We start from the raw sequence: 22697 nt of genomic DNA on the forward strand, positions 1-22697 counted from the left end.
AAACAGCTAATTCCTTCTGATTAATGTAGTCTGCATTTCACGGTATTTCATGATTGCTTCCTTAGTAGTACTGTAAATCCCTTCACTGATCAGCTTTCCGAGCGGGGTCGCGGTTCCGGCATACGAAATCAGCTCGCCCTGCTGGGTGGCAGCGATGCAGATGCTGTCAGTCGAGATGCCCGCTGAATGGACCCCTGAGGATACGACGCTCGCTTCAAGCTCCTGGAGTACGCTGGCCTTTGCCTCTGCCGCGGTCATTGCGCTCTGGATAAATGCCTCTTCGGAAATCCGCCCATTTATGAACAGCCAGGTGTTGATGTTACGCGGTCTGTCCCGGTGTGTGCTGCCCGCTGACACGATGACAAAAATCGAATGTGCCTCATTTTCAAATAACCGGTAGCATGCGGTATCGGCAGGAACAGCTGTCATCATCCCCACTGTCTCACCAGGCTGGAACCCGTAGGAGTCCAGGTAATCTGCCATCTCTGCCTTATGGTCGCTGCAATCATAATCCATCGGCACAATCCGGTTGACGAACGAACGGTGCCAGCCAATTCCGGCCCCGGTAATTCCCGATGACATCGTGCGCATTTTCAGCGGTGTCTGAAGGACAATCCTCTCCTTGCTTATCTCAAGAAACCGTTCGTCAATTTTCACCTGCGCCGTGCTGTCTGTTTCTGGAACCAACAGCAGCTGCGGCCTGGCAATTTCCGGATGCGGATGGTTCTTGATTTCTGTTTTATAGACTTTCCTGATCCGCTCTTCTTTTAAAACTTCCAGAGGGGTGTCAACGATCAATACCTCGCCGTTTTCCATCAGCAGCAGGCGGTCACAGTACAGAGAAGCCAGGTTCAAGTCATGGAAGATCGAGACGACGGTCAACTCCGCTTCAGCGGCCCATTTTTTCAGCAGATCCAGCAGCTCTTTTTGAAAGCTTAAATCCAGGTGATTCGTCGGTTCATCCAGCAGCAGAATCTTCGGCTGCTGTGCCAATGCCTGGGCAAGGAACACACGCTGCTTCTCGCCTCCTGACAGTTCGACAATCGATTTTTCCTCGAGATGCACGATGCCTGTCTGCTTCATCACCTTCTGGACAATCTGCTCGTCCTCATCGTTCCAGCTGTTGAACCAGCTTTTCTGATGGGCATAGCGGCCGAGTGATACAGTTTCTTTGACGGTATAGGGAAATGCTTGGTCCGCATGCTGAGGCAGAACGGCCATCATCCTCGCCAGCTGCTTTGGTGAATACTGGATTAACGGCCGGCCATCCAGCTCGATCAATCCTTCTCTGGAGTTCAAAGCGCCGCTGATCATTTTTAACAGAGTCGTCTTGCCGCTGCCATTAGGGCCGAGAATGCCGAACAGCTCCCCTTTTCCAACCTCGAAGGAGATGCTCTTCAGCACCTCGCCTCCTGCATATCCGCCTGTCAGGTCCTTCACTGTAATCATCAGCCAGCACTTCTTTCCTTACGATTTTTCATTAAAATCAGCGCAAAAACAGGAGCCCCGATCAATGCCGTTATGACGCCAATCGGCAGTTCAGATGGAGCGATCACCGTCCTCGAGACTAGATCGGCAAGAATCAGGAAGCCGCTGCCGATCAAGATCGATAAAGGCAATAAATGCCTATGGTCCGGTCCCCAGATGGTTCGTGCCAGATGCGGGATGACCAGGCCGACGAAGCCAATCGTCCCTGAAACAGCAACTGCCGAACCTGTTAAAAGAGAGCCGGACAATAAAATCAGCAGCTTTCGGCGTTCGACATTGACGCCAAGATGCTGTGCCCGCTCTTCCCCAAACGACATCGCGTTGAGCTCTCTTGTGTTCGTAAGCAAAATCAGCAGCCCGATGATGAAGAATGGGAGAATAATCTTGATATATTCCCAGCCGCGCATTGATACGCTTCCAAGCAGCCAGCCAATGATTTGCCGCAGCTCTTCACCGGAAAGGGCAATCATCAATGAGATAAAAGAGCCGAGAAATGAACTTAGGATAATTCCCGTCAAAATAATCGTTTCCACCTTGAGCAGCCTGTCGACTTTCCGCGCGAAAAACAACACGAACAGCACGGTTCCGAAGGCGAACAGGATGCTCAAGACGGGCAGGGTAAAAGCACCAGCAACCGGAAGTGAAATCCCGAAAAACAGGGTAATCACCGCGCCGATTGACGCACCGGACGATATGCCCAGTGTATAAGGGTCCGCCAGCGGGTTGCGCAGGAGTCCCTGGAATGCTGCTCCGGCAATCGCGAGCGAAGCCCCGACAAGGCCGGCAAGTAAGACGCGCGGAAGCCTGATCTCCATGACAATGCTGGCATGCATCGGGTCGATTCCCTCGCCCTGTAAGCGGAAAATCTCAGAACCAATAATGTTAACAATGGCACGTACAGGGATGGAAACACTTCCAATCGATATGCCAAGCAGCATGGAAATGACCAGGAAGGATGCCCCAGCTGTATAGGCAAATCCCTTTTTATTTAAATACGTCCGGGTAAATGGCTTTTGCAAGCTCCTCTGCTCCTTCAGCTAGCCTTGGGCCAGAACGGGTGACGAGGTCGGAGTGGACATCGTAAACCTGCTGGTCCTTGACCGCTTTCACATTATTCCAGCCCTGTCGCGCAAGCACCTGCTCAATCGGTTTTTCTGTGTAGTAACCATAGGTTGTCACAACGACATCCGGATTACGCTCGACCATGGCTTCAGGGTCCACCTTTGCCCATCCATCCATATCGCCGGCCGCATTTTTGGCGCCAATCAGTTCAAGCATTTCGTTAATGAATGTATTTTTACCGGCCGTATAGATTTCTGGTGCAGGTGACACTTCAACAAACACCGATTTTTGTTGTTCCGGTTTGATGGCTTCAGCCTGTTTCTTCAATTCTGCAAAGCTGGCTTTCATCGAATCGACAAGTTTGCCTGCTTTTTCTGTTTCACCAATCGATTTTCCAATCATTTGGATGGATTCATACACCTTATCGAATGACTGGGCATCATTCACGACAACCACATCGATTCCTGCATCTTTCAGCTGCTGGAGACCGGCCTTCACGGTATCTGCCGTTGACTCATGGGCAAGGACAAGGTCAGGCTTCAGGGAGATCATTTTTTCAATATTGATTTCCATGCCGCCGATTTTTTCCTTCGATGCCGCTTCTTCTGGATAGTTATCGAAATCGGTCACGCCGACGATGGCATCACCGCTTTCCAGGGCGTAAACCACTTCCGTGTTACTTGGGATTAAGGAAATAATCTTCTCTGGTTTCTTATCAATGACCACTTTTTCACCGATTGCGTCAGTCAAGGTGACCGGAAAATCCGATTTTTGCTCCTCTACAGCCTGCTGATTTTCGTTTTTCTCAGGCTGTGCTTCTGTACCGCAGCCAGCCAGGATCATGGCAGCCGCTATCATTAACCATACTATTTTCTTCATCTGCTTCTCCTCCGTCATGTTACTAAAATAAAAAAACATCTCCACCTGATGGGGAGATGTCCGAAAAAGCAAATGTACTTTTAAAATGAAAAGACATAGAGCCTGTCGGCACCTCCCTATCCTCGTAGGTTTGATGGTGCAATGAACAGGCAGGTCTCCTGGCTCATGGTCAATCGCTTGCTGCGCCTTCCCATACTTTGTACAGTGGCACTGTGCAGCTTGCTTCCATTTACAGTGGCGGGACCGCGTCGGATTTTAACCAACTTCCCTATTAAGTCTTGTTTTAAAAGACACCTATTCACTTCGATATGTAATTTTCCGCTAAATCCCATTATACACGATATGCCAAAAATTGCTTCAAAATTTTATCGGTTTCGACATTATTGGGCAATGAGACTCCATTCCTTCAGCTTTTTATCAAAAATGATCCGACCATCCGGCTGGCTGCGGCTCGCTTCTTTGTATTCATCATACATGTCGTCCATATTGGCGAAATCCCCAATGATCCAGATGGGAATTTCAATTTTATTACGGTTTTGCTGGATGTTTTTCAGCGAAAAAACGGCCCCTTCCTTCAACGCCGGGGTCAGGGATTTTAAAATCTCCTTGCTGACGGGAGGATACGCTTTCTTTTTCCTGATGCCAAGCAGCGTTTTTTCCGGCTTTAACTCGCCCAGCTTACCGGATAAAACATTCCCGAGCATCCGGAAGAATTCATTGAAATTGCGATAATACGTTTTATTGAACCAGCCATCTTCATGGGCCAGGTAGACAAAGCGGTTGTTGAGCTGATTGTAGAAAGGCAGCTTCAGATGATGCTTGATGTGGCCAAGATATAGAAGTTCGGCAATCTCCTGGGCTGAGAGCACATTCAGCGCCTCCACTTCCTCGAAATCTATCCAGCAAAAATCGCCGTAGGCATGGACATTGTCCGCAACAAGCTTTTCGAGGCTGTCTTCCGGGACATAGTCAAATAAAGTATGCCTGTTGAAATCGCCATCTTCATAGCGATGCCTCAATAACAGCAGGTTATTGAGCGAGTCAGTCAATGACCTTGCAAACTCAAAGAATTCGATTCCATATGAGAGCACATACTGATCGCGGTCGTTCAAATGGACATATAGTAAATCCCGGCTATAAGGATGGTGCTTTTTCAAAGACAAAACCTCCCGGACAGTTTCTCGGCTGAAAAATATGGTCAACGGCTCCCCGCTTCCGTTCTGAATAACGCTCTTTCCATTCTAACAAATATCGTCAAAAATATCCCTTCACAAAATCTTAAAAACATAATTATTATAAACCTTCGCTATTAAAAGAATCCTGACTGCCGAAAAGAAACTAAAGCCCTCTCTTTTACGTCTATAAAAGAAGAGGAATTTGTTTCCTGCAGGGGCATTGTAAGGATAAATTTTCTTTGCTAGCATAAATTTGTAAAAACACTTAGGACAGGGTGCAAAATGATGGCGAAAACGATGAAAAAACATGACCGGTTTGATTGGACGCTGACATTCCTCTTGTTGTTATTTTTCCTGACAAGCTGCGTAGCGATTTACAGTGCGCAAAAAACCGGGCAATATGGACAGAATTTCTTATATAAACAAATTTTTTGGTATGTCGTCGGGTCGGGGATCATCGGGGTTGTGATGATGTTCGACAGTGAGCAGTACCGGAAGCTTTCCTGGTATTTATATGGCTTTGGAGTCTTCCTGCTCGTCTTCCTTTTCTTTGCACCTTCGAGCATCGCTGAAGAAAGAAATGGAGCGAAAAGCTGGTTCTTCATCGAACCATTCGGCTCGATCCAGCCTTCTGAATTCATGAAGGTCTTTCTCGTTCTCGCCCTCAGCAGCACGATCTACGCCCACCATAATAAATACATACGAAAGACACTTCAAACCGATTTTCTTCTCCTGGTCAAACTTGGCTTAGTGACCGCCTTGCCGCTCGGATTGATCATGTTGCAGCCTGACCTGGGCACCTCCCTCGTCGTGATCGCGATATTCTCCGGTCTCATCCTGGTGTCCGGAATCAGCTGGAAAATCATATTGCCTTTATACGGCGGCGGTGCAGGACTGGGAGCGGGAATTTTGTATCTAGTCATCTGGAAGCCTGAGCTTCTCAAGAAATATTTGAATGTAAAAACCTATCAGTTTGGGCGGATCTATGCATGGCTGGATCCCGAAAGTTATCCTGAGTTCGGCTACCATCTATTAAAGTCGCTTAGCGCCATCGGCTCCGGGATGCTGACCGGAAAAGGACTCAATGGCAGCGAGGTTTACATTCCCGAGAGCCATACGGATTTTATTTTCAGCGTGATTGGGGAGGAATACGGCTTCGTGGGCGGCAGCTTTGTCATCGGCCTGTACTTCCTGTTAATCTACCATTTAACGAAGACAGCCCTTGATACGAATGATCCTTTTAACACTTATATCAGCACCGGTGTCATCAGCATGATTACCTTCCACGTCTTCCAGAATATCGGGATGACGATCCAGCTTTTGCCGATCACTGGCATCCCGCTGCCCTTTATCAGCTATGGCGGCAGTTCATTGATGGGAAACATGCTCGCGATGGGGCTCATTTACGGCATCCGTTTCCACCATAAAACCTATATGTTTGCCTCTAAGGACAGGAGTTTTAGTATATGAAACTAGTCAGCCAATATCGTGACAATGAATCATTAAGGAATAGCTTCATGCAGCTGGCCGCAAATGTGTTTGGGGTTGATTTTACAAGCTGGCATGCAAAAGGATATTGGGGAGAGCACTACACCCCCTTTTCCTATGAGGAAGGCGGGAACATCATTGCGAATGTATCCGTCAATGAGCTTGATTTGGTCATGGAAGGAAAAAGCCACGGCCCTGCAAATCGGCACGGTCATGACCCACCCTGATTACCGGCACCAGGGGCTTTCTGCCAGGCTGATGAACCATGTTCTGGATGTGTATCATGGCAAGTACGATTTCATGTATTTGTTCGCGAACAGCAGTGTGCTCGAATTTTATCCAAAGTTCGGGTTTGAACTTGTTGAGGAATATCAATATACAGCAAGTGGTGCTTCAGTAAATGAGTCTGCTTTAAGGAAACTGAATGTGGCACGCGACATTGAACTCATTCAAAGACTTGTATATGAGCGAGTGCTGGTGTCGAGGAAGTTCTCCACCGCCAACTCCGGAGGAATTACAATGTACCATGTCCTCAACGTTTTTAACGAGCATCTATATTATCATGACGAAGAGGATGCGGTGGTTATGTTCTCGAAGGAAAACGACGTGTTCCACCTCTACGATGTCATCAGCAGGACACCAGTAAACCTTAAAAACATCCTGGAAGATGCTGAAGCTGATGTCGTGTTCCATCTTACTCCGGATGGAATGGATTTTGAGCTTAGTCCCTATAAGCGGGATGGAGCCTTTTTTGTCAAAAAGGGATCGGGGATGGATTTTCCTTTTGGGGTGAAGCATCCTGTCACTTCAGAGGCATAAGCAAAAGGAGCAGAAGAGTCTGCTCCTTTTTTAATGGGTCCGGGCTGCTTGCCTGGCTCTTGTGATCTTTAAAATGGACCTGATGAAGAAATAGAGGATGAAAACACCAATGATGGCCAACCCCGGTTCATTCAGATTGAAGAGTTTCATTACGGCGCCTGTCAGAGTCGCAACATAGAGCATTCCAAGCATGGCGTTCATTTCCTTGTTTCTAAAATAACTCGTCATCCTCGCCCCGAATTGCGCCCCAATGAGTGCGCCGCCGATCAATAACAGGCCAATGAAATAATCGATTGGTGTTTGAAGCGCATAGGACACGAAGCCGACAGTGACAATCATCAGTACGGCAAACAAGCTTGTACCCACTGCTTTTTTCGGATTGAAGCCGAGGAAGGCAATGAGCAAAGGAACGATGATGAATCCGCCGCCCACTCCCATTGAAGCCGAAGCAAAACCCCCGACGAACCCTACTCCCAATAACTTAGCCAGCGAGAAAGTATGACCTGTAGTGATCTCTTCCTCTTTCTTTTTGCCCTGGCGTATCATTGTCACAGCAAAATACGCAAGCAGAAGAATGTACAGGAACGGAATGACGATTTCATCCCAGCCCCGCTCCTCAAGGGAATAAACCAGCGGACGGGCCAGCTGGGTCGCAGCAATCCCGCTCGCCCCCATGATCAGCCCCTCTTTCCACAGAATATTCTTCATGCGGATATGCGCAGCAATTCCAGAAAGAGACGTTCCTACAGAAAAAAGCAAACTCGTTGTAATCGCCTCAAGCGGCGAAAACCCAATCAATAGCAAGATCGGCGTCAGGATAAAGCCCCCGCCCACCCCGAAAAATCCAGAAAGGACACTGATCAGTCCTCCCAGCAGGAAAAAAAGTATATATTCCATTTGTATAACATCCTTTTCATCTAGTCGTCTTTAATAGGATACCACTTTTGTGCCGGAATGAAATGGTGGCTTCATTCGAACTCCTTAAGCTAATTTCCAAAAACAGGAGAACCGTCCCTCTGTTTTTGAAATAGTTGGCTCTCGTTGAATCATTAATGGTATACTTTTGACTAGTTGCTTTTCCATGAGAAGACAACTGAAAAACGAAACAACAAGCTAAAGGAGAAACTTTCATGTCTGAATGGATTCATGCGATTGAAGAATGGCTGCTTGAATTTGGTTCTTGGGGACTTTTCTTTGTGTCTTTCCTGGAATCTTCCTTTTTTCCGATTCCGCCTGATGTTTTGATGATACCGATGGGGATTGCGAACTCTGACCGGGCGCTATGGTACGCGTTCATCACGACTACCGGATCTGTACTGGGCGCGCTTTTGGGCTGGTATATCGGCAAGAAGGTCGGCCGCCCCATCCTTCGATATTTTATAAAAGAGGAAAAAATTGCACTAGTCGAAGCATACTTCGAAAAATATGGCGCGATGGCCATCTTGATTGCCGGCTTTACGCCGATTCCATATAAAGTATTTACGATCTTTTCTGGAATCACCAATGTAAGGATACCTACTTTGCTTATTTGGTCGATCATTGGACGAGGCTTGCGCTTCTTCCTCGAAGCGGCGATCATTGTAGCGCTAGGCGATCGAGCGATGCCATTCATTGAAGAAAACTTTGCCCTTCTGACGGTCGTCCTTGGCGTCGTCATGATTGTCGGCTACCTTATTTACGTATACTTGCAGAAATCCAAGAAAGCATAATAGCAGAATACCAGACCGGGCCCTTTGCCCGGTTTTGTTTTTTATCTGCTGCCTGCATAAAAGCAGCGGTTTTTTTCTTTTTCAGATTCAGAATCTCATTGTCACCCCTCCCTGTTCATTCCATTCTATCGATGTGCCCCACTTTGTTTATCTCCATTTCTTTTGGGTAGATTAAAGTATGCTTGCTGGCTAACTATGATTTTTTACTGCAGCTTGGAACCATGCACTCATACTTTAGCACCTGCAGCACAACTTGAATAAAATCCAATTTTAATAAGGAGTGAGGAGTTTGTACAATAATTTTTATAATGGCTGGAATAGCATCCTTGGCAAACTGCCAAATGTGCTGATTGCGCTCGCTGTCCTTCTGGTCGGATGGCTCGTCGCGAAACTGATTGAAAAGGCGGTTTACAAAGGGCTTCAGAAAACGAGCCTCGATAACAGGCTTTTCTCAAATATGAACAATAAGAAATATTCTGCAGAAAAAATTCTGAGCAAGATTGTCTATATTCTCATTCTCGTATTTGTCTTCATCATGTTCCTGAATATTTTAGATTTATATATTCTGACTGAGCCGCTCGTTGGCATGATTTCAACGATCACCTCAGCAATCCCGAATATTTTAAAAGCAGGATTGATTCTGCTATTTGCCTGGCTGATCGCTTCTGGACTGAAATTCCTCATCCAGAAAGGCGGAAAGACACTTGGCGTCCATGAGAAACTGAGCAAGTACAAGCTGACGGACGACAACCAGCAGACGACGAACGCAGTCGACAAAGTGGCGAATATCGTTTTCTATCTCGTATTGCTGATGGCATTGCCGGCTGTATTGTCTGCACTCAACCTGCGCGGCGTTTCTGAGCCGTTCGAAAATATGCTTCAGGGAATCCTGGCATTTATCCCTAAACTTTTCGCAGCCGCTATCATCTTACTAGTCGGTTACTTTGTAGCTAAAATCGTTCGCGATATTCTGACGAACTTTTTACAGAGCCTTGGAACGGAAAGATTGGTTGAACGTTTTGGGCTGACCCGCTTATTTGATGGTACAAGCCTGTCCCGAGTGATCGGTACGGTTGCATTCGTCCTGATTTTGATTCCAACAGTCATCGCCGCTCTGGAGCGACTTGATGTCGAAGGGATTTCCGGTCCAGCCATCGCGATGCTGAACGATATCCTGACGATGATTCCAAACATCGCTGTTGCGATCATCCTTGTCATGATTGGTCTGTGGCTAGGAAAATGGCTTAAGAACTTTACAGCTGATTTATTAAGAAGAATTGGTTTTGACTCATATTTTAAAGGTATGGGCATCGGCACCGCAGCCAAGCGTCCGACCTCATTAAGCGTTTCTGATCTAGTCGGTTATATCGTCCAGGTCATCGTCGTCCTGTTGTTCGTAGCCGAAGCCTTGAACGTCGTGAACCTTGATTTCTTCGTCGACCTAGCAAGAGGCGTTATCGCATACTTGCCTCATGTTGTCGCTGCGCTTGTCATCCTAGGTGTTGGCCTGTGGCTCGGCGGAGTTGTGAAGAAGGTGCTCAGCAGCATTCTACGAGGGGAATCTTCAAACGTCCTGGCAACGATTGCGAAATATGCAATCATCACGATTTCAGTATTCATGGCACTAGACCAGCTTGGGGTTGCTCCGGCAATCGTCAATGCCGCGTTCATCCTGACACTGGGCGGCTTGGCACTCGCATTCGGACTTGCCTTTGGTCTTGGCGGGAAGAACTTTGCTTCAAAATACCTGACCAAGCTCGATGAAAAAATCGAAAAGACAAGCATCGATCAAACTGCAGTCCAGCAGCAGAAAATGAAAAACAACAAGCCGGTGAATCCTGACCTGGCAACACCACCGAACATGAACAACCTGAATAATAACCCGATGGATCCGCGAAATGATAACGATCCTATGGATCCTCGAAACGAAAATAACCCGTTGAATCCGTAAAAAATAAAACACAGCTGCATACCCGGCAGCTGTGTTTTTATGTATTTTAACTGAAATTATCGATGAAAAAAATGACGAGAAAAACGATGAAGGCATAAAAACTGATGTGCAGCAGTACGGTGGTGAAAAAATCCTTCAGTTTCTCAAACGAAAAAGGTTCACTCTTTCTTGTTCTTGCTCTCATAGCCAGCCCGTCCTCCTTAGTAAAACTATCCATCCAGCCCAGTTTTTTCTTATAAATAATCATAGCATAATCTATTGATTTTGTGCCCTATAATTTAGGTTGAAAGTAATAGGAGCCATCCAAAGAACAAAAAGCGCAAGCGCCTCGTTAAGCCCCGACAAGCGCTGTAGGGCCGATCAGTGAAGTCGTTCTTTGACTTCAGTGGGCGGATCGAAGCGACTCGAGGGGCTAGGCGCTGGAGCTGGATTAAGAAAAATTCTTGGAGTTATCCACAACTCAATAATTCTATAATTTCCTTAACAAAGAAAAAACCCTCTAAGAAGAGGGTTCTCTATCATCTCTGGCCGTAGTTCTCGAATTTCTTCGCCAGTCTTGTCATTTCTTCTTCCGACAGCATGGTCGGCTCACCGATTGCTTTTGCCTGGTAGAAAATCTGGGCACTGAACTCGATTTCCTCGGCTACCGTAAAGGCTGTTTCAATATTATGGGCACCGGCAATCAAGCCATGGTTCGCGAGCAGCACCGCTCTCCTGTCAACCATGCCTTCAAACGCTTTTTCCGCAAGCTCTTTCGTGCCAAACGTCGCGTATGGCGCGCAGCGCACATTCGGCCCGGCAAAAGCGACCAAATAGGTGATCGGTGGGATGTCCCACCCAAGCGTGGCAATGGTTTTCGCATATGGCGAATGCGTATGGACAAGCGCGTTCAGGTCCTCGCGGCGCTGGTAAAAAATCAAATGCATATCAAGTTCGCTTGATGGCTTCCTGCTCCCATCGACAACCTCGCCTTGTAAGTTGATGATCACAACATCTTCAGGCTTCGTTTCAAAATAATCAATCCCGCTCGGACTGATGGCGACCAGCTCTTTTTCGCGGTTGAAGATGCTGATATTCCCGCCAGTGCCTTTCGTCAGGCCGCTCGTGATGATTTTCTTGCCGTATTCTACGACTTTCATCCGTTCTTCCAGAAGCAACATAATCTGCGCCTCTCTTTCTCTAAAATCTAGATCAGGAACGTCTTATTATCGCATATTATGGCTAGAAGCTGAATTCTTTAATCCTTGTAAAAACTGTTCGCCTGTCCTGAAACCTTGTGCATTCAGGATGAACTCCTTCGCTGCAGACAAACAGGTTCTTTCTGCTTGTACGCGCTGCTGCTCATCGGCAATGGTCGTCAGGTCTTTCACCTTCGCCAAACCGGCAATACGGCGAATCAGCTCCATCCCGGTCACAGAAGCGGTATCCTGGAGGACGCTGTCCAAATACCATTGGTCGAAACCCTGCTCCTTCGCCATGATTTCTGTTACGTTTTCCTTCCAGCTTGCCAGGAATTTCACCTTAAAAAGGTCCACTGTCTCGACGATGGTGCTCTCCAGCCAGGAAACATACTTTTCGTCCGCATCGGTTACATAGGCACGTGACCAGGCAAACATCAGGTTGGCAATCACATTTCCGACATCATAGCCCATCGGACCATAGAACGCGAATTCAGGATCGATCACCTTCGTCGAATCTTCCTTCACAAAAACCGAACCCGAATGCAGGTCACCGTGGACGAGCGCCTGAGCGTTAGTCATGAACGCGAACTTTAGTTTTGCCGCCTCAAAGCGCAGCCTGGCATCACCGTAAATATTTTCTTCAATCCATTCCTTGTTGGCCGGGAACAAATCGTTCCGGTTATTATGGTCGGTAAAAGGTTCAGAGTATACGAGGTCCTCTGAAATTTCGCACAATTCAGGGTTGATATAATCCTGGACAAGCGCCTTCTTGGCCTTATGCTCCATGACCACGTCAGAAGTCAGCAGCAGCGTATTGACCATGAACGTCGTCAGATCATCAGCAAGCTTCGGAAAAATCCGGCCTTCGTTCAATGCAGTACGGAGAATTGTATGATCAGATAAATCCTCCATCACACAGCAATTCATGACGTCATCGTACAAATACACATCAGGCACCAGCCCCTGTGCGAGTTCTCCTTCTAACTTCAATACATTCGATTCGATCCGGATGCGGTTTGTTGAAAGCTTGAACTCATCTGAAATCCTTGCCGTATCGCCAGCCTGTTTAACGATCAGCGATTTGCCTGACTTTTCATCCACCACACGGAAAACGTAATTCAAATTCCCGTCGCCAATCTCAGCGCATGTTAAATCCGCATTCTCTGTAAAATAGTTCATCTTTGCTTTTACATATTGAACAACCTCATCGGCATTCATCAAAAAATAAGAATTAAAATCTGTCATGATGGTTTGACCCCTTTCCCCAAAAAACAATTATAGAAATCTTTTAAAAATTATTATAGCTTAAGATTGTATTTCGAGGGACTAAAAACTGCTTCCAAAACGAAAGAATCGTAGGAAATCTCGTTTTTCGTGCATGCGATGGAGTGACTTCGGACATTTTCGCGGCTGCTCTCTCTCATTTTGTCCGAAGTGATGCTGACTTCGGACATTTTCACGACTGCTCTCTCTCATTTTGTCCGAAGTGGTGTTGACTTCGGACATTTTCGCGGCTGCTCTCTCTCATTTTGTCCGAAGTGATGCTGACTTCGGACATTTTCGCGGCTGCTCTCTCTCATTTTGTCCGAAGTGGTCCTGACTTCGGACATTTTCGCGGCTGCTCTCTCTCATTTTGTCCGAAGTGGTCCTAACTTCGGACATTTTCGCGGCTGCTCTCTCTCATTTTGTCCGAAGTGGTCCTAACTTCGGACATTTTCGCGGCTGCTCTCTCTATTTTTGTCCGAAGTGGATCGTATGTTTTCCCTTAAACCCTTTTGACATAAAAAATTCCACAGCACTAGGTACTGTGGTGGTCACATTTATCGTTTCATAGCTCTTTTAATATCCAATCACTTAGCTCCATATATCACCCGAATGGCAGCAGGATGGTGAAGGTAGTGCCTTTCCCTTCTTCACTGTCGACGAGGATCCTGCCTCTCATTCTCTGAATGATATCGTAGGAAATCATCATTCCGAGTCCTGTGCCTTTTTCTTTTGTAGAGTAATAGGGGTGGCCAAGGCGATCGAGCTGCTCCTGGTTCATTCCGACTCCTTCATCCCTGAATTGGACTTTTACATAATCCCTGTCCAGCTTGGCGATGATGTACATACTTCCGCCGCCGGGCATGGATTCAATGCCATTTTTGAGGATATTGATAAACACCTGCCTGATTTCATGGGCATCACCTTTGACGCAAAGGTTCTTGTCGATTCCTTCCACCAATTCCGTATTGGCAAGATGGGAGTAGGATCTCATGAAATCTACGGTTTCTTTTAAAAGGCCGCTTAAATTAACTTTCGCCATGCTGCCGGTATTCGGCTTGGCCAGCGATAAAAAATTATCGATGATCGTCTGGGTCCTATCGAGTTCTTGAAGAGAGATAGAGATGAACATATTCTGATTATCGTTTAAGTTTCTTTCTCCCTGCAGCACCTGCATGAATCCTCTGATGGTGGTCATCGGGTTGCGTATTTCATGGGCAACCGAAGCAGCCAGCTGGCTGATGGCTGAGAATTTTTCAGCCTTGTGCAGTTCATGCATCATTTTCAGCTGCAGGTTTGTCATTTCGATGATATAAATCGACACGGATAATGCAACGAAAGAAACGACTGAAAAGACGAGCAAATAGAGATAATCCTGGCCATTTCCGGAATTGATCATTGCCGCTAGTCTTGTGGAGGTAATCAATGCATAAACGAAGAGCCCGAGGGCAATTTTTTTATTGATTGTAGTGTCTTTATATATTCTTTCAATCGAGATAAACAAAATCAAAATGACGGTGTAATTTACTGCAGTGACCGGAAGCCTCTCAATGCCCACAAGGCTCTGCAGTAAAAGGAGAACAGCGACCAGCAAAAAGCCATCGGTCCTGCTTAAATAAAAGAAGGCAATGAAGACAGGAATCAGCTTCAAATCAAATTGAATTCCGCCATCAAACCTGACAGGCAGCGCCATCGTCAGCAATAGAGTAGCTAAAATAGCAGCTTTGAAAACCTGCTTCTTGTAAATCGAACGCTTCTGCATCCAGAGAAAGTTATACATGAAGCCGAGCGATAATATTATCGAAAAATGCAGGATCAAATCTTTAGTGAACTCTATCATTTTGCTTCCCCCAGGGGTACCAGAATTATGAAGATCTACCTAAGTTTTATTATCTACTGTCTGTTTCAATTCTTCAATGGAAAATTCAGATTTTTCAAAGATCCTGTTAATCGTTTACAATTGCATATTTTTGTACGGCAAACGAAAAACATATGCTATAATGAAAACAACCATTGCTTTACCGCAATAAAACCCCATTCAGACGAGTGGGGTTTTTTATTGTGATCTTTATTTTATGCAATAAAAAAACAAGCCCTGATCACTCAGAGCTTGTTTGTATGTGCTAATTCGTTATTATAGTTTTGTAACGTTAGCTGCTTGTGGTCCACGAGCGCCTTGTTCTACGTCGAAAGAAACTTCTTGACCTTCTTCAAGAGTTTTGAAGCCTTCGCCTTGGATCGCTGAGAAGTGTACGAATACGTCCTCTCCACCTTCACGCTCGATGAAGCCGAAACCTTTTTCTGCGTTGAACCATTTTACTTTACCGTTTTCCATTTTTGTTGCCTCCTAGTGTGATATCCACACAATTTGTTACTATTCTTGCTCTCAGTGATATCCAGGCGAATCAAGCAGTGCATGTTCTTCCCTTACATACCGAACAAAAATAATTCTTCCTAAGAATAACAGAAATGATATCAGAGTGCAAGCGTTATGGCATTTGGCAAATATAGGCCAATCCTGCTTTTTTAAAAAATTTCGCGATGGATGCGCCACTCCTGGAGCTCAGGAAATTGTATTGGTGCAGGGCGAGACGGGTTATATAAGGCGAAACTGTGATATAATGAATACAAATGAAAGGGCGTGGGTAATTGAAAAGCGCAAGCAACCTTTATAAAGCAGGACAGTCGGTCAATATCAAAGAAACCGGGGAAACTGTGACGATCACAAAGTCCCAGTACGTAAAAAACATGAAGCGGTATTCCTATACCGTAAAAGAATATCCAAGCACCTTCTATTTTGAGGAAGAACTGGAGAAAAACTAGAGCACGGGGTACGGTCCCTCTGCTCTTTTTTTATGGTTTCCAAGGTCCGTATTGGAAAAAGTCTGTAAACTCGGATGTGCTTTCGAAATAACCGTTCAGTTTTAAAAGCCTACCTCCTCCGCTGGGCCTACTTCCCCATCTCTTGTGTCACTATAAAGGTGGCTCCTGGATTTCCGCTTAAATTAATTACTTTTTTCCTATCTAACCCTTTTTTTCAACTTTTAAACTCTATCCTATTTACTTATTTCGCAGCTCGAAATTTGTCTGAAAAATAGGCAGCATACTCTATTAAATGTAGTTTAAAAATTCAGTAAAATGATTGAGAAACTAGTTTTATAGGAGGAATGATGATGAATTTGAAAAAGAAGGTTCTTTCCGTCTCTTTATCAAGCATGATGGCTCTGGGTGCGGTGACTGCGGTGGCCCTGCCTGCAGGTGCTGTTGGCAATGGCCCGAGTGCCGGAAATGGTTCTGTACAAACTTCGATCTTGCATACATATGAAAGCTTAGTAGAATACCTGAATACTCAGGATGCCAAACAGGACGCTATGGAACTGGAAGTGATCGGCCAGACCGTCAAGGGCCGCGATATTTACATGGCGAAGTACGTCTCAAACCCTGAGAACCCGACAATCCTGTTCTTGACGCAACAGCATGGGAACGAGCAGCTGACGACAGAAGGCGCTCTTGAGTTCATCAAGCACCTAGGCACTTCGAAAACAAAGGGAGTCCTTGATAACGTCAACATCCTGGTCATCCCGATGCTGAACGCGGACGGAGCCATGGGCGATGTCGACTTCTCCCTCGAAGACTACCATGCTGACGGAGACCGCCACCTGACACGCTATAATGCAAACTATGTTGACTTGAACCGCGAGCATGACAAGGCAACAAGCGAGATGGAACCAGAGGCACGCGCCCTTCATGAAAATGTGTTTGAAAAGTACCAAATCGACTATATGATTGACTTACATCACCAGGGAACACTCAGCGAGACGGAAGGCGAGCTCGTTTCCGGCTCCATCCTTCACCCGACGAACCCTGACGTGAAGCCTGATGTCCTTGAAGGCTCCAAAAAGCTTGGCGCCGTGGTGTATAACGCTCTTGAAAGCAAGGGTTGGGGCCATATCGGCAAATACCGTGGCGGGGACGGTGAAAACATCGGCCGTAACGGAGCGGCTGTCCGCTATGATATTTCGACTCTGCTATTCGAAATGCGCGGCATGTCCGACCATTTCATCGAGTCCTATGCACTTGGACAGAAGAGCAACGGCTACTTGATCAAGCAAACCATCACTACCCTTGATTCAACAGTACGCGCAATTGCTGATGGATCCATTGAAACAGCAGACACAAGCTTCTGGGATACCCTCCCTTACCAGACGAACAGACAAAACGAAGAAGCAGACGAATAAACATATCAGCAGTGTGATTCCCTGGCGGATCACACTGCTTTTTTGTGGTCATTTTCAAGGACACGACATTTATCGTATATAAAATACCTGGCCTCTTTTCGTATGCTTGGATTATAAACACTTAAGGAGGCATGCCGATGAAAATAAAACTATTTCCTGCTGCGCTGTCGCTCATGATTATGTTCAGTCTTTTTACAGGTCCTGCTTCTGCACTGGCCGCCCCGCCCAGGCAAGGCTGGGAAGAAACCATTTACGAACGGGCAGAATCATTTTCGAATTTCATAACCGAAAAAGATGTCTTCATCACGATGAGGGATGGGGTTATTTTAGCTGCCGATGTCCACAGACCAGATGGACCAGGGCCTTTCCCCGTCATCCTCACACAAACCCCGTATAACAAGAACGTCAGAAGCACTGAGAATCTCAATGAGTATTTCATCAAACGAGGCTATGTGCATGTCACAGTCGATGTCCGCGGAACCGGCGCTTCCCAGGGTGCCTGGGATTCATTCGGCGAGGCAGAGCAGGCCGATGGCAAGGAGCTCGTCGAATGGGCTGCAAGCCAGCAATGGAGCAATGGAAAGGTCGGCTTATATGGCTCATCCTATCGTGCCATCAACCAGCTGCTGACAGCAGCACAACAGCCTCATGGACTGGAAGCCATTTTTCCGATCGTGCCGATGGGCGATATGTACCGTGACATCCTCATGTCCGGCGGGCTAGTCAACACCGGCTTCATCCCGCTCTGGCTCGGGCTTGTAACAGGCAGCGGCCTGCTTCCGCCTTCCTACACGTTATCAGACCCAATCATGGGCACGACGGTGTTGTTAGGTCATACAGGACAACTGCTTGGCTTTCCTGTCAGCACCTTGAGCTCCGCAATCACTGGCGGGGATTTTGCCTACGACGGTCCAGCCGCCCAGCTGCGCTCTCCACTGGCGGTTGCCGACCAGATTGAAGCTCCCGCCTTTTTCACCGGCGGACTTCATGACCTGTTCCAGCGCGGCACACCGCTTCTTTATGAAAAATTAAAAGCGAATGGCGTCACGACCAAGCTCCTGATGGGAAACTGGACGCACGGAAACTATGGCAGCGGCTTGCCCGCCGACAATATCCCTGCACTCGACCAGCTTGCGTTGAGATGGTTTGACCAATATCTGATGGGCATCAATACAAATATCAATAAAATCCCTGATGTCACCCAGTATGTACTCGGCAAGGACTCCTTTGAAGTCCAGCCTGGCTGGCCTCATCAGCAAACGTCCGCTCAAAAGTTTTACCTGCGCAGCGGTAAACAATTGACGAAGGATACCCCATCCTCTATTGAGCCATCGCGCAGTATGCTTCAGCAGCCGCTGAATGGCATCTGCTCAGGCAGCACGAACCAATGGATGGCCGGCATACCGGACGCCCTGCCATGTACGAAGGACAACCGCCTGACCGAAATGACAGAGCTCACCTATACGACAGCACCAGCCAATTCAGATCTGCGCGTTTCCGGACCGATCGCCGCTAAGATTTTTGCGAAAACAACTGCCAGAGAACTCGTCCTGTCTGTGAGGGTCACCGATGTCGCGCCAGATGGAAGCTCCAGTGAAATCACTGCAGGCTGGCTCGCTGCCTCACACCGGGCCGTCGACGAAAGCAAGAGCCGCTTCCTCGATGGAGAGAATATCCAGCCGTGGCACCCATTCACAAGGGCAGCGGTAAAAGACGTCAACCCTTACGAAGTAATGGAGCTGGACGTTGAGATCTTCCCAAGCAATTTCGTCATCAAAGAAGGACACAGACTCCGCGTATCTATAGGTCCAAGCGACTTCCCTCACTCCATGTCGCCAGCCCCCCAGCTGCTCAGCCAGCTTGGCGGCATAGCGACAATTTTAACAAACTCAAAGTATCCGTCATCGATTGTGCTGCCCGTGGTGGAGGAGTGAGTTCGGGTACTCAAACCACTACTTTTAAATCTAAGTAACCTGCCGTGCGCTTCGGCAGGTTATTTTATCTATAAGGGTTCACTGGCTATCATCCCTTGCCAGAATTGAGGTATAAAAGTTCTAGTAAATGCAGCGCCACTTTCTTTATTGCATAAAAAAACCGAAAGCAACAGCCTTCGGTTTAATGCGTATTCCTGTCCACATATTTTCCATAGTCCGGGATGGCAATTGTGTCAAATTCCTGGACCAGCTTTTCCAGGCTCTCTGACAATAATTCGCCAGACATCGGCAGTCCATGCCCGGTAATGGCAACCGAAGGCTTCAATGCCTCCAGTTTAATGACTGATTCTTTGGAGGATTTCCAATCCGGTGTCAGATACCTTGGGGGTCCGCTTATTTCCAATTCCTGTGTCAATACTTTATACAGTGATTCCTGTTTGACCGTAACAAATGCGTCACCCACAATCAATGCCCGGTCTCTTTCTCTGAAGAAGGATACATGTCCTGGCGTATGTCCCGGTGTATGAATCCACTTAAATTCCGGCAAATGCGGGATGGTTCCATCAGGAGGGAGCTGTTCAATATTATCTCCCAGGTCAATTGGTTCGTTCGGGAAATAAGGTGACATTTTCGCAACCAGTCCACCTTCAACGGTTGAATCCGGTTCAGGATAGCTCCTTTGACCTGTGAGGAACGGGATTTCTAATTCATGCGCATAAACAGGAACTTCCCAATGCTGCACTAACTCTATAATCGCACCCACATGATCAAAATGACCATGTGTCAGAATAATCGCTTTCGGCCGGCTGTTTGCTCCAAACCGTTCTTCTGTCACCGAAATAATCTCTTCTGCTGATCCCGGCATTCCCGCATCAACTAAAACAAAATCCCCTGTTTCCGGATTTCCGACCAAATGAAGATTGACGATTTGCACAGTATAATTAAAGAGGTCTGGCAAGAGTTCCACGCCCACACCACTTCCAATAGAAGTGGCAGGTATGAATTTATAGTCACTACCATAGCTCATTTGCTTATCTATTTCCATCCAAATACCTCCGTAAAAAACTCTGTTCTATACAGAGTTATTGTCTCTCAACATGAGTAATTTATGATGGAAAAGACCTGCCAGTCTTAGTGGGGGCTTACAAGCAAACGGCAGACCTCCCGGATGCAACAATCTACCCCTTCAATGTAAAAAAGGACCGGGAAGCGCAACAATTGTTACGTCTCCCAATCCTTTTCGATTATTTATTCTTCCAGCTGTTCAGAGGTGGTTGTGACCTTGGAAACAGCCTGTAATTTATTCTACTGTAACTGATTTTGCCAGGTTCCTTGGCTTATCGACGTCACAGTCGCGGTGCAGCGCTGCATAGTATGAGATCAACTGCAGCGGGATGACTGAGATAAGAGGTGTTAATAGGTTGTGCACTTCTGGAATGACGAAGCGGTCTTCGTCCGTTTCCAGTCCGCTCATGGAAATGATGCACGGGTTGGCTCCTCGGGCAACGACTTCTTTGACGTTTCCACGAATGCTCAAGTTGACGAATTCCTGTGTAGCAAGGGCGATGACCGGTGTGCCTTCTTCGATCAAAGCAATTGTTCCGTGCTTCAATTCTCCGCCTGCAAAGCCTTCAGCCTGGATGTACGAAATTTCCTTAAGCTTCAATGCGCCCTCAAGGCCTACATAGAAGTCGATTCCGCGTCCGATGAAGAATGCGTTTCTTGTCACAGTCAGGTATTCGCGTGCGATGCTTTCGAATTCTTCTTTGTCGTCGCAAAGAGCTTCCATTGCAGTCGCTACGATCCCTAATTCTTGTACAAGGTCAAAATCTACATCATGGCCAAGGCCGCGTGCTGTTACTTCAGCTAAAATCGCAAGGACAGCAAGCTGTGCTGTATATGCCTTAGTGGAAGCAACCGCAATTTCCGGGCCTGCATGAAGCAACAGTGTGTAATCTGCTTCACGGGAAAGCGTAGAACCTGGAGCATTCGTAATCGTCAATGCTTTGTAGCCCATTTCCTTCACTTGTACCAGAACCTGGCGGCTGTCAGCCGTTTCTCCGCTCTGGGAAATGAAGATGAACAATGGCTTTTCAGATAAAAGCGGCATGTTGTAGCCGAACTCGCTTGAGATGTGGACTTCAACAGGAATCTTCGCCAATTTTTCGATGAACTGCTTGCCGACAAGACCCGCGTGATAAGAAGTACCCGCAGCGATAATGTAGATGCGGTCTGCTTCTTTCATAGCCGCGACGACATCAGAGTCAATTTCAAGCGCACCTTCGCCATCCTGATAGTTCTGGATGATTTTGCGCATCACAAGCGGCTGCTCGTCGATTTCCTTGAGCATATAGTGTGGGTATGTTCCCTTTTCGATATCGCTTGCATCAAGCTCAGCTGTGTAAGGAGCGCGTGACACCACTTCTCCTTCAAGGCTCTTGATCGTCACTTCGTCCTTTGTGACAATGACCATTTCCTTGTCCATCAGTTCAACATATTGGCTTGTAACCTGAATCATCGCCATTGCGTCACTTGCCACAACATTGAAGTTGTCGCCAAGGCCGACAAGAAGCGGGCTCTTGTTTTTCGCCACAAAAATCGTATCTTCGTTTTGCTCATCTATAAGGGCAAGTGCATATGAACCATGTAAAAGTGTCAGCGTTTTACGGAACGCTTCTTCAAGGCTCAGACCTTCGTTAACGAACAGCTCGATCAACTGAACGATGACTTCTGTGTCTGTCTCACTTTTCAATTCAACATTCTGCAAGTACTCGCGCTTTAATAGATCGTAGTTCTCGATGACGCCATTGTGAACAAGAGTCAATCTGCCTGTTGTGCTCTGGTGAGGGTGAGCGTTCACCTTGCTTGGAGGACCGTGAGTAGCCCAGCGAGTATGGCCGATACCAGCGTTCGCCATTACATCGTTGTCCACTGCGTTGCGAAGATCCGCAATGCGTCCTTTTTCCTTAAAAACGTGAACTCCCTTTTCGTTCATGACTGCGATTCCCGCAGAATCATATCCTCTGTACTCAAGCTTTTCAAGGCCTTTTAATAAAATCTCTTTCGAGTCGTTATTTCCAATATATCCAACGATTCCACACATAACTTCTTTTCCTCCTGAATGACAGGGGGCAAGAAGCCTCTTAAAAACAGGGGCAGCTTGCCCCCTTATCTCATATAATTTTATACATTAGTTTTAGCATCCCCATCTTTTTGTGCATTAAGTTGCCCTAATGTTTTGAAGATGGAATTCGCGGCTGTGCTTTCAGCCGGGAGGCACCCGCCGAACATTCGATAAACCTCCACCTCGTCAACTAACCCTAATTCCGATCAAGGATTAGCCCTGGCGCTTTAAGTTTTCCTATTTTTGAACCTCTGCCCACCTTTCCACAGATTGTTTTTACAAAAACAGGATTATCATACATTATACTGATACATCCGTCAATAGAAAACAAAGGAAAACAGCCTTCCCGTACATTTCCCCTTTACAGTCCGGCTAAAACTTTCCTT

The 22697-nt window shown here is 46.8% G+C and carries 20 protein-coding genes and 1 riboswitch; of the genes, 8 read left to right on the forward strand and 12 right to left on the reverse strand.

What is annotated here, in order from left to right:
* Positions 1-6: 6 nt before the first annotated feature.
* The 4 genes from EJA10_RS22150 to EJA10_RS22165 form a co-directional block, all read right to left on the reverse strand.
* The gene (locus EJA10_RS22150; RefSeq protein ID WP_125482194.1) at positions 7-1449 is read right to left on the reverse strand and encodes a heme ABC transporter ATP-binding protein; all 1443 of its coding nucleotides are present in this window, start codon (positions 1447-1449) and stop codon (positions 7-9) included.
* Positions 1449-2507 carry a FecCD family ABC transporter permease gene (locus EJA10_RS22155; RefSeq protein ID WP_125482195.1) on the reverse strand — a complete coding sequence of 353 codons (1059 nt, stop codon included), beginning with the start codon at positions 2505-2507 and terminating at the stop codon, positions 1449-1451. The genes EJA10_RS22150 and EJA10_RS22155 overlap by 1 nt, the downstream gene beginning before the upstream one ends.
* Complete coding sequence (locus EJA10_RS22160; protein WP_125482196.1) at positions 2473-3429, reverse strand: ABC transporter substrate-binding protein; 957 nt, start codon at positions 3427-3429, stop codon at positions 2473-2475. Before EJA10_RS22160 ends, EJA10_RS22155 begins: the two co-directional genes overlap by 35 nt.
* 131 nt (positions 3430-3560) lie before the next feature.
* A riboswitch (cobalamin riboswitch) is annotated at positions 3561-3742 on the reverse strand.
* A 67-nt stretch (positions 3743-3809) separates the two neighbouring features.
* The gene (locus EJA10_RS22165; RefSeq protein ID WP_125482197.1) at positions 3810-4586 is read right to left on the reverse strand and encodes a hypothetical protein; all 777 of its coding nucleotides are present in this window, start codon (positions 4584-4586) and stop codon (positions 3810-3812) included.
* Between the two features lie 303 nt (positions 4587-4889).
* Between EJA10_RS22165 and EJA10_RS22170 the strand changes: the two genes are divergently transcribed.
* From EJA10_RS22170 to EJA10_RS22175, 3 genes are read left to right on the forward strand one after another with little or no spacing between them, the layout of a single operon-like run.
* Positions 4890-6074: an FtsW/RodA/SpoVE family cell cycle protein gene (locus tag EJA10_RS22170; RefSeq protein ID WP_125482214.1), complete on the forward strand. Its 1185-nt coding sequence runs from the start codon at positions 4890-4892 to the stop codon at positions 6072-6074.
* A complete protein-coding gene (locus EJA10_RS23595; RefSeq protein ID WP_170169217.1) occupies positions 6071-6319 on the forward strand; it encodes a hypothetical protein in 249 nt (82 codons plus the stop codon). The genes EJA10_RS22170 and EJA10_RS23595 overlap by 4 nt, the downstream gene beginning before the upstream one ends.
* Positions 6237-6911, forward strand: coding sequence for a GNAT family N-acetyltransferase (locus EJA10_RS22175; RefSeq protein WP_246017924.1), 675 nt, complete (start codon positions 6237-6239; stop codon positions 6909-6911). The genes EJA10_RS23595 and EJA10_RS22175 overlap by 83 nt, the downstream gene beginning before the upstream one ends.
* A 30-nt stretch (positions 6912-6941) precedes the next feature.
* Here the strand turns inward: EJA10_RS22175 and EJA10_RS22180 are convergent, their stop codons facing one another.
* Complete coding sequence (locus tag EJA10_RS22180) at positions 6942-7808, reverse strand: sulfite exporter TauE/SafE family protein (protein ID WP_125482199.1); 867 nt, start codon at positions 7806-7808, stop codon at positions 6942-6944.
* Between the two features lie 233 nt (positions 7809-8041).
* Here EJA10_RS22180 and EJA10_RS22185 point away from each other — a divergent pair, with 233 nt between their 5' ends.
* Both EJA10_RS22185 and EJA10_RS22190 read left to right on the forward strand, forming a co-directional pair.
* Positions 8042-8620, forward strand: a complete 579-nt coding sequence (locus EJA10_RS22185) for a YqaA family protein (protein ID WP_125482200.1) — start codon at positions 8042-8044, stop codon at positions 8618-8620.
* Positions 8621-8909: 289 nt separating this feature from the next.
* Entirely contained in the window at positions 8910-10571 is a 1662-nt protein-coding gene (locus tag EJA10_RS22190; RefSeq protein ID WP_125482201.1) for a mechanosensitive ion channel, read from the forward strand.
* Between the two features lie 46 nt (positions 10572-10617).
* Here EJA10_RS22190 and EJA10_RS23600 read toward each other — a convergent pair whose 3' ends face one another.
* The 5 genes from EJA10_RS23600 to EJA10_RS22210 form a co-directional block, all read right to left on the reverse strand.
* A complete protein-coding gene (locus tag EJA10_RS23600) occupies positions 10618-10755 on the reverse strand; it encodes a hypothetical protein (RefSeq protein ID WP_170169219.1) in 138 nt (45 codons plus the stop codon).
* Between the two features lie 334 nt (positions 10756-11089).
* Positions 11090-11731, reverse strand: coding sequence for an L-fuculose-phosphate aldolase (locus EJA10_RS22195; protein WP_125482202.1), 642 nt, complete (start codon positions 11729-11731; stop codon positions 11090-11092).
* A 45-nt stretch (positions 11732-11776) separates the two neighbouring features.
* Entirely contained in the window at positions 11777-12997 is a 1221-nt protein-coding gene (gene mtnK, locus EJA10_RS22200) for an S-methyl-5-thioribose kinase (protein WP_125482203.1), read from the reverse strand.
* Between the two features lie 622 nt (positions 12998-13619).
* Positions 13620-14855: an ATP-binding protein gene (locus tag EJA10_RS22205; protein ID WP_125482204.1), complete on the reverse strand. Its 1236-nt coding sequence runs from the start codon at positions 14853-14855 to the stop codon at positions 13620-13622.
* Between the two features lie 294 nt (positions 14856-15149).
* The gene (locus EJA10_RS22210) at positions 15150-15350 is read right to left on the reverse strand and encodes a cold-shock protein (protein WP_023626356.1); all 201 of its coding nucleotides are present in this window, start codon (positions 15348-15350) and stop codon (positions 15150-15152) included.
* Positions 15351-15664: 314 nt separating this feature from the next.
* Here EJA10_RS22210 and EJA10_RS23605 point away from each other — a divergent pair, with 314 nt between their 5' ends.
* The 3 genes from EJA10_RS23605 to EJA10_RS22220 all read left to right on the forward strand — a co-directional run bounded on the left by EJA10_RS23605 (position 15665) and on the right by EJA10_RS22220 (position 19187).
* Positions 15665-15838 carry a hypothetical protein gene (locus tag EJA10_RS23605; protein ID WP_170169220.1) on the forward strand — a complete coding sequence of 58 codons (174 nt, stop codon included), beginning with the start codon at positions 15665-15667 and terminating at the stop codon, positions 15836-15838.
* A 350-nt stretch (positions 15839-16188) separates the two neighbouring features.
* Positions 16189-17253, forward strand: a complete 1065-nt coding sequence (locus EJA10_RS22215) for a M14 family zinc carboxypeptidase (RefSeq protein ID WP_125482215.1) — start codon at positions 16189-16191, stop codon at positions 17251-17253.
* Between the two features lie 137 nt (positions 17254-17390).
* Positions 17391-19187: a CocE/NonD family hydrolase gene (locus tag EJA10_RS22220; RefSeq protein ID WP_170169221.1), complete on the forward strand. Its 1797-nt coding sequence runs from the start codon at positions 17391-17393 to the stop codon at positions 19185-19187.
* 181 nt (positions 19188-19368) lie between these two features.
* On the opposite strand, the gene EJA10_RS22225 is transcribed toward EJA10_RS22220, so the two are convergent.
* On the reverse strand, positions 19369-20226 hold the full coding sequence (locus EJA10_RS22225) for an MBL fold metallo-hydrolase (RefSeq protein ID WP_125482216.1): 858 nt from the start codon (positions 20224-20226) through the stop codon (positions 19369-19371).
* Between the two features lie 261 nt (positions 20227-20487).
* On the reverse strand, positions 20488-22290 hold the full coding sequence (gene glmS, locus EJA10_RS22230; RefSeq protein WP_125482206.1) for a glutamine--fructose-6-phosphate transaminase (isomerizing): 1803 nt from the start codon (positions 22288-22290) through the stop codon (positions 20488-20490).
* Positions 22291-22697: the final 407 nt, after the last annotated feature.

The organism is Mesobacillus subterraneus (genome assembly GCF_003937825.1).
Lineage (GTDB): Bacteria > Bacillota > Bacilli > Bacillales > Cytobacillaceae > Mesobacillus > Mesobacillus subterraneus.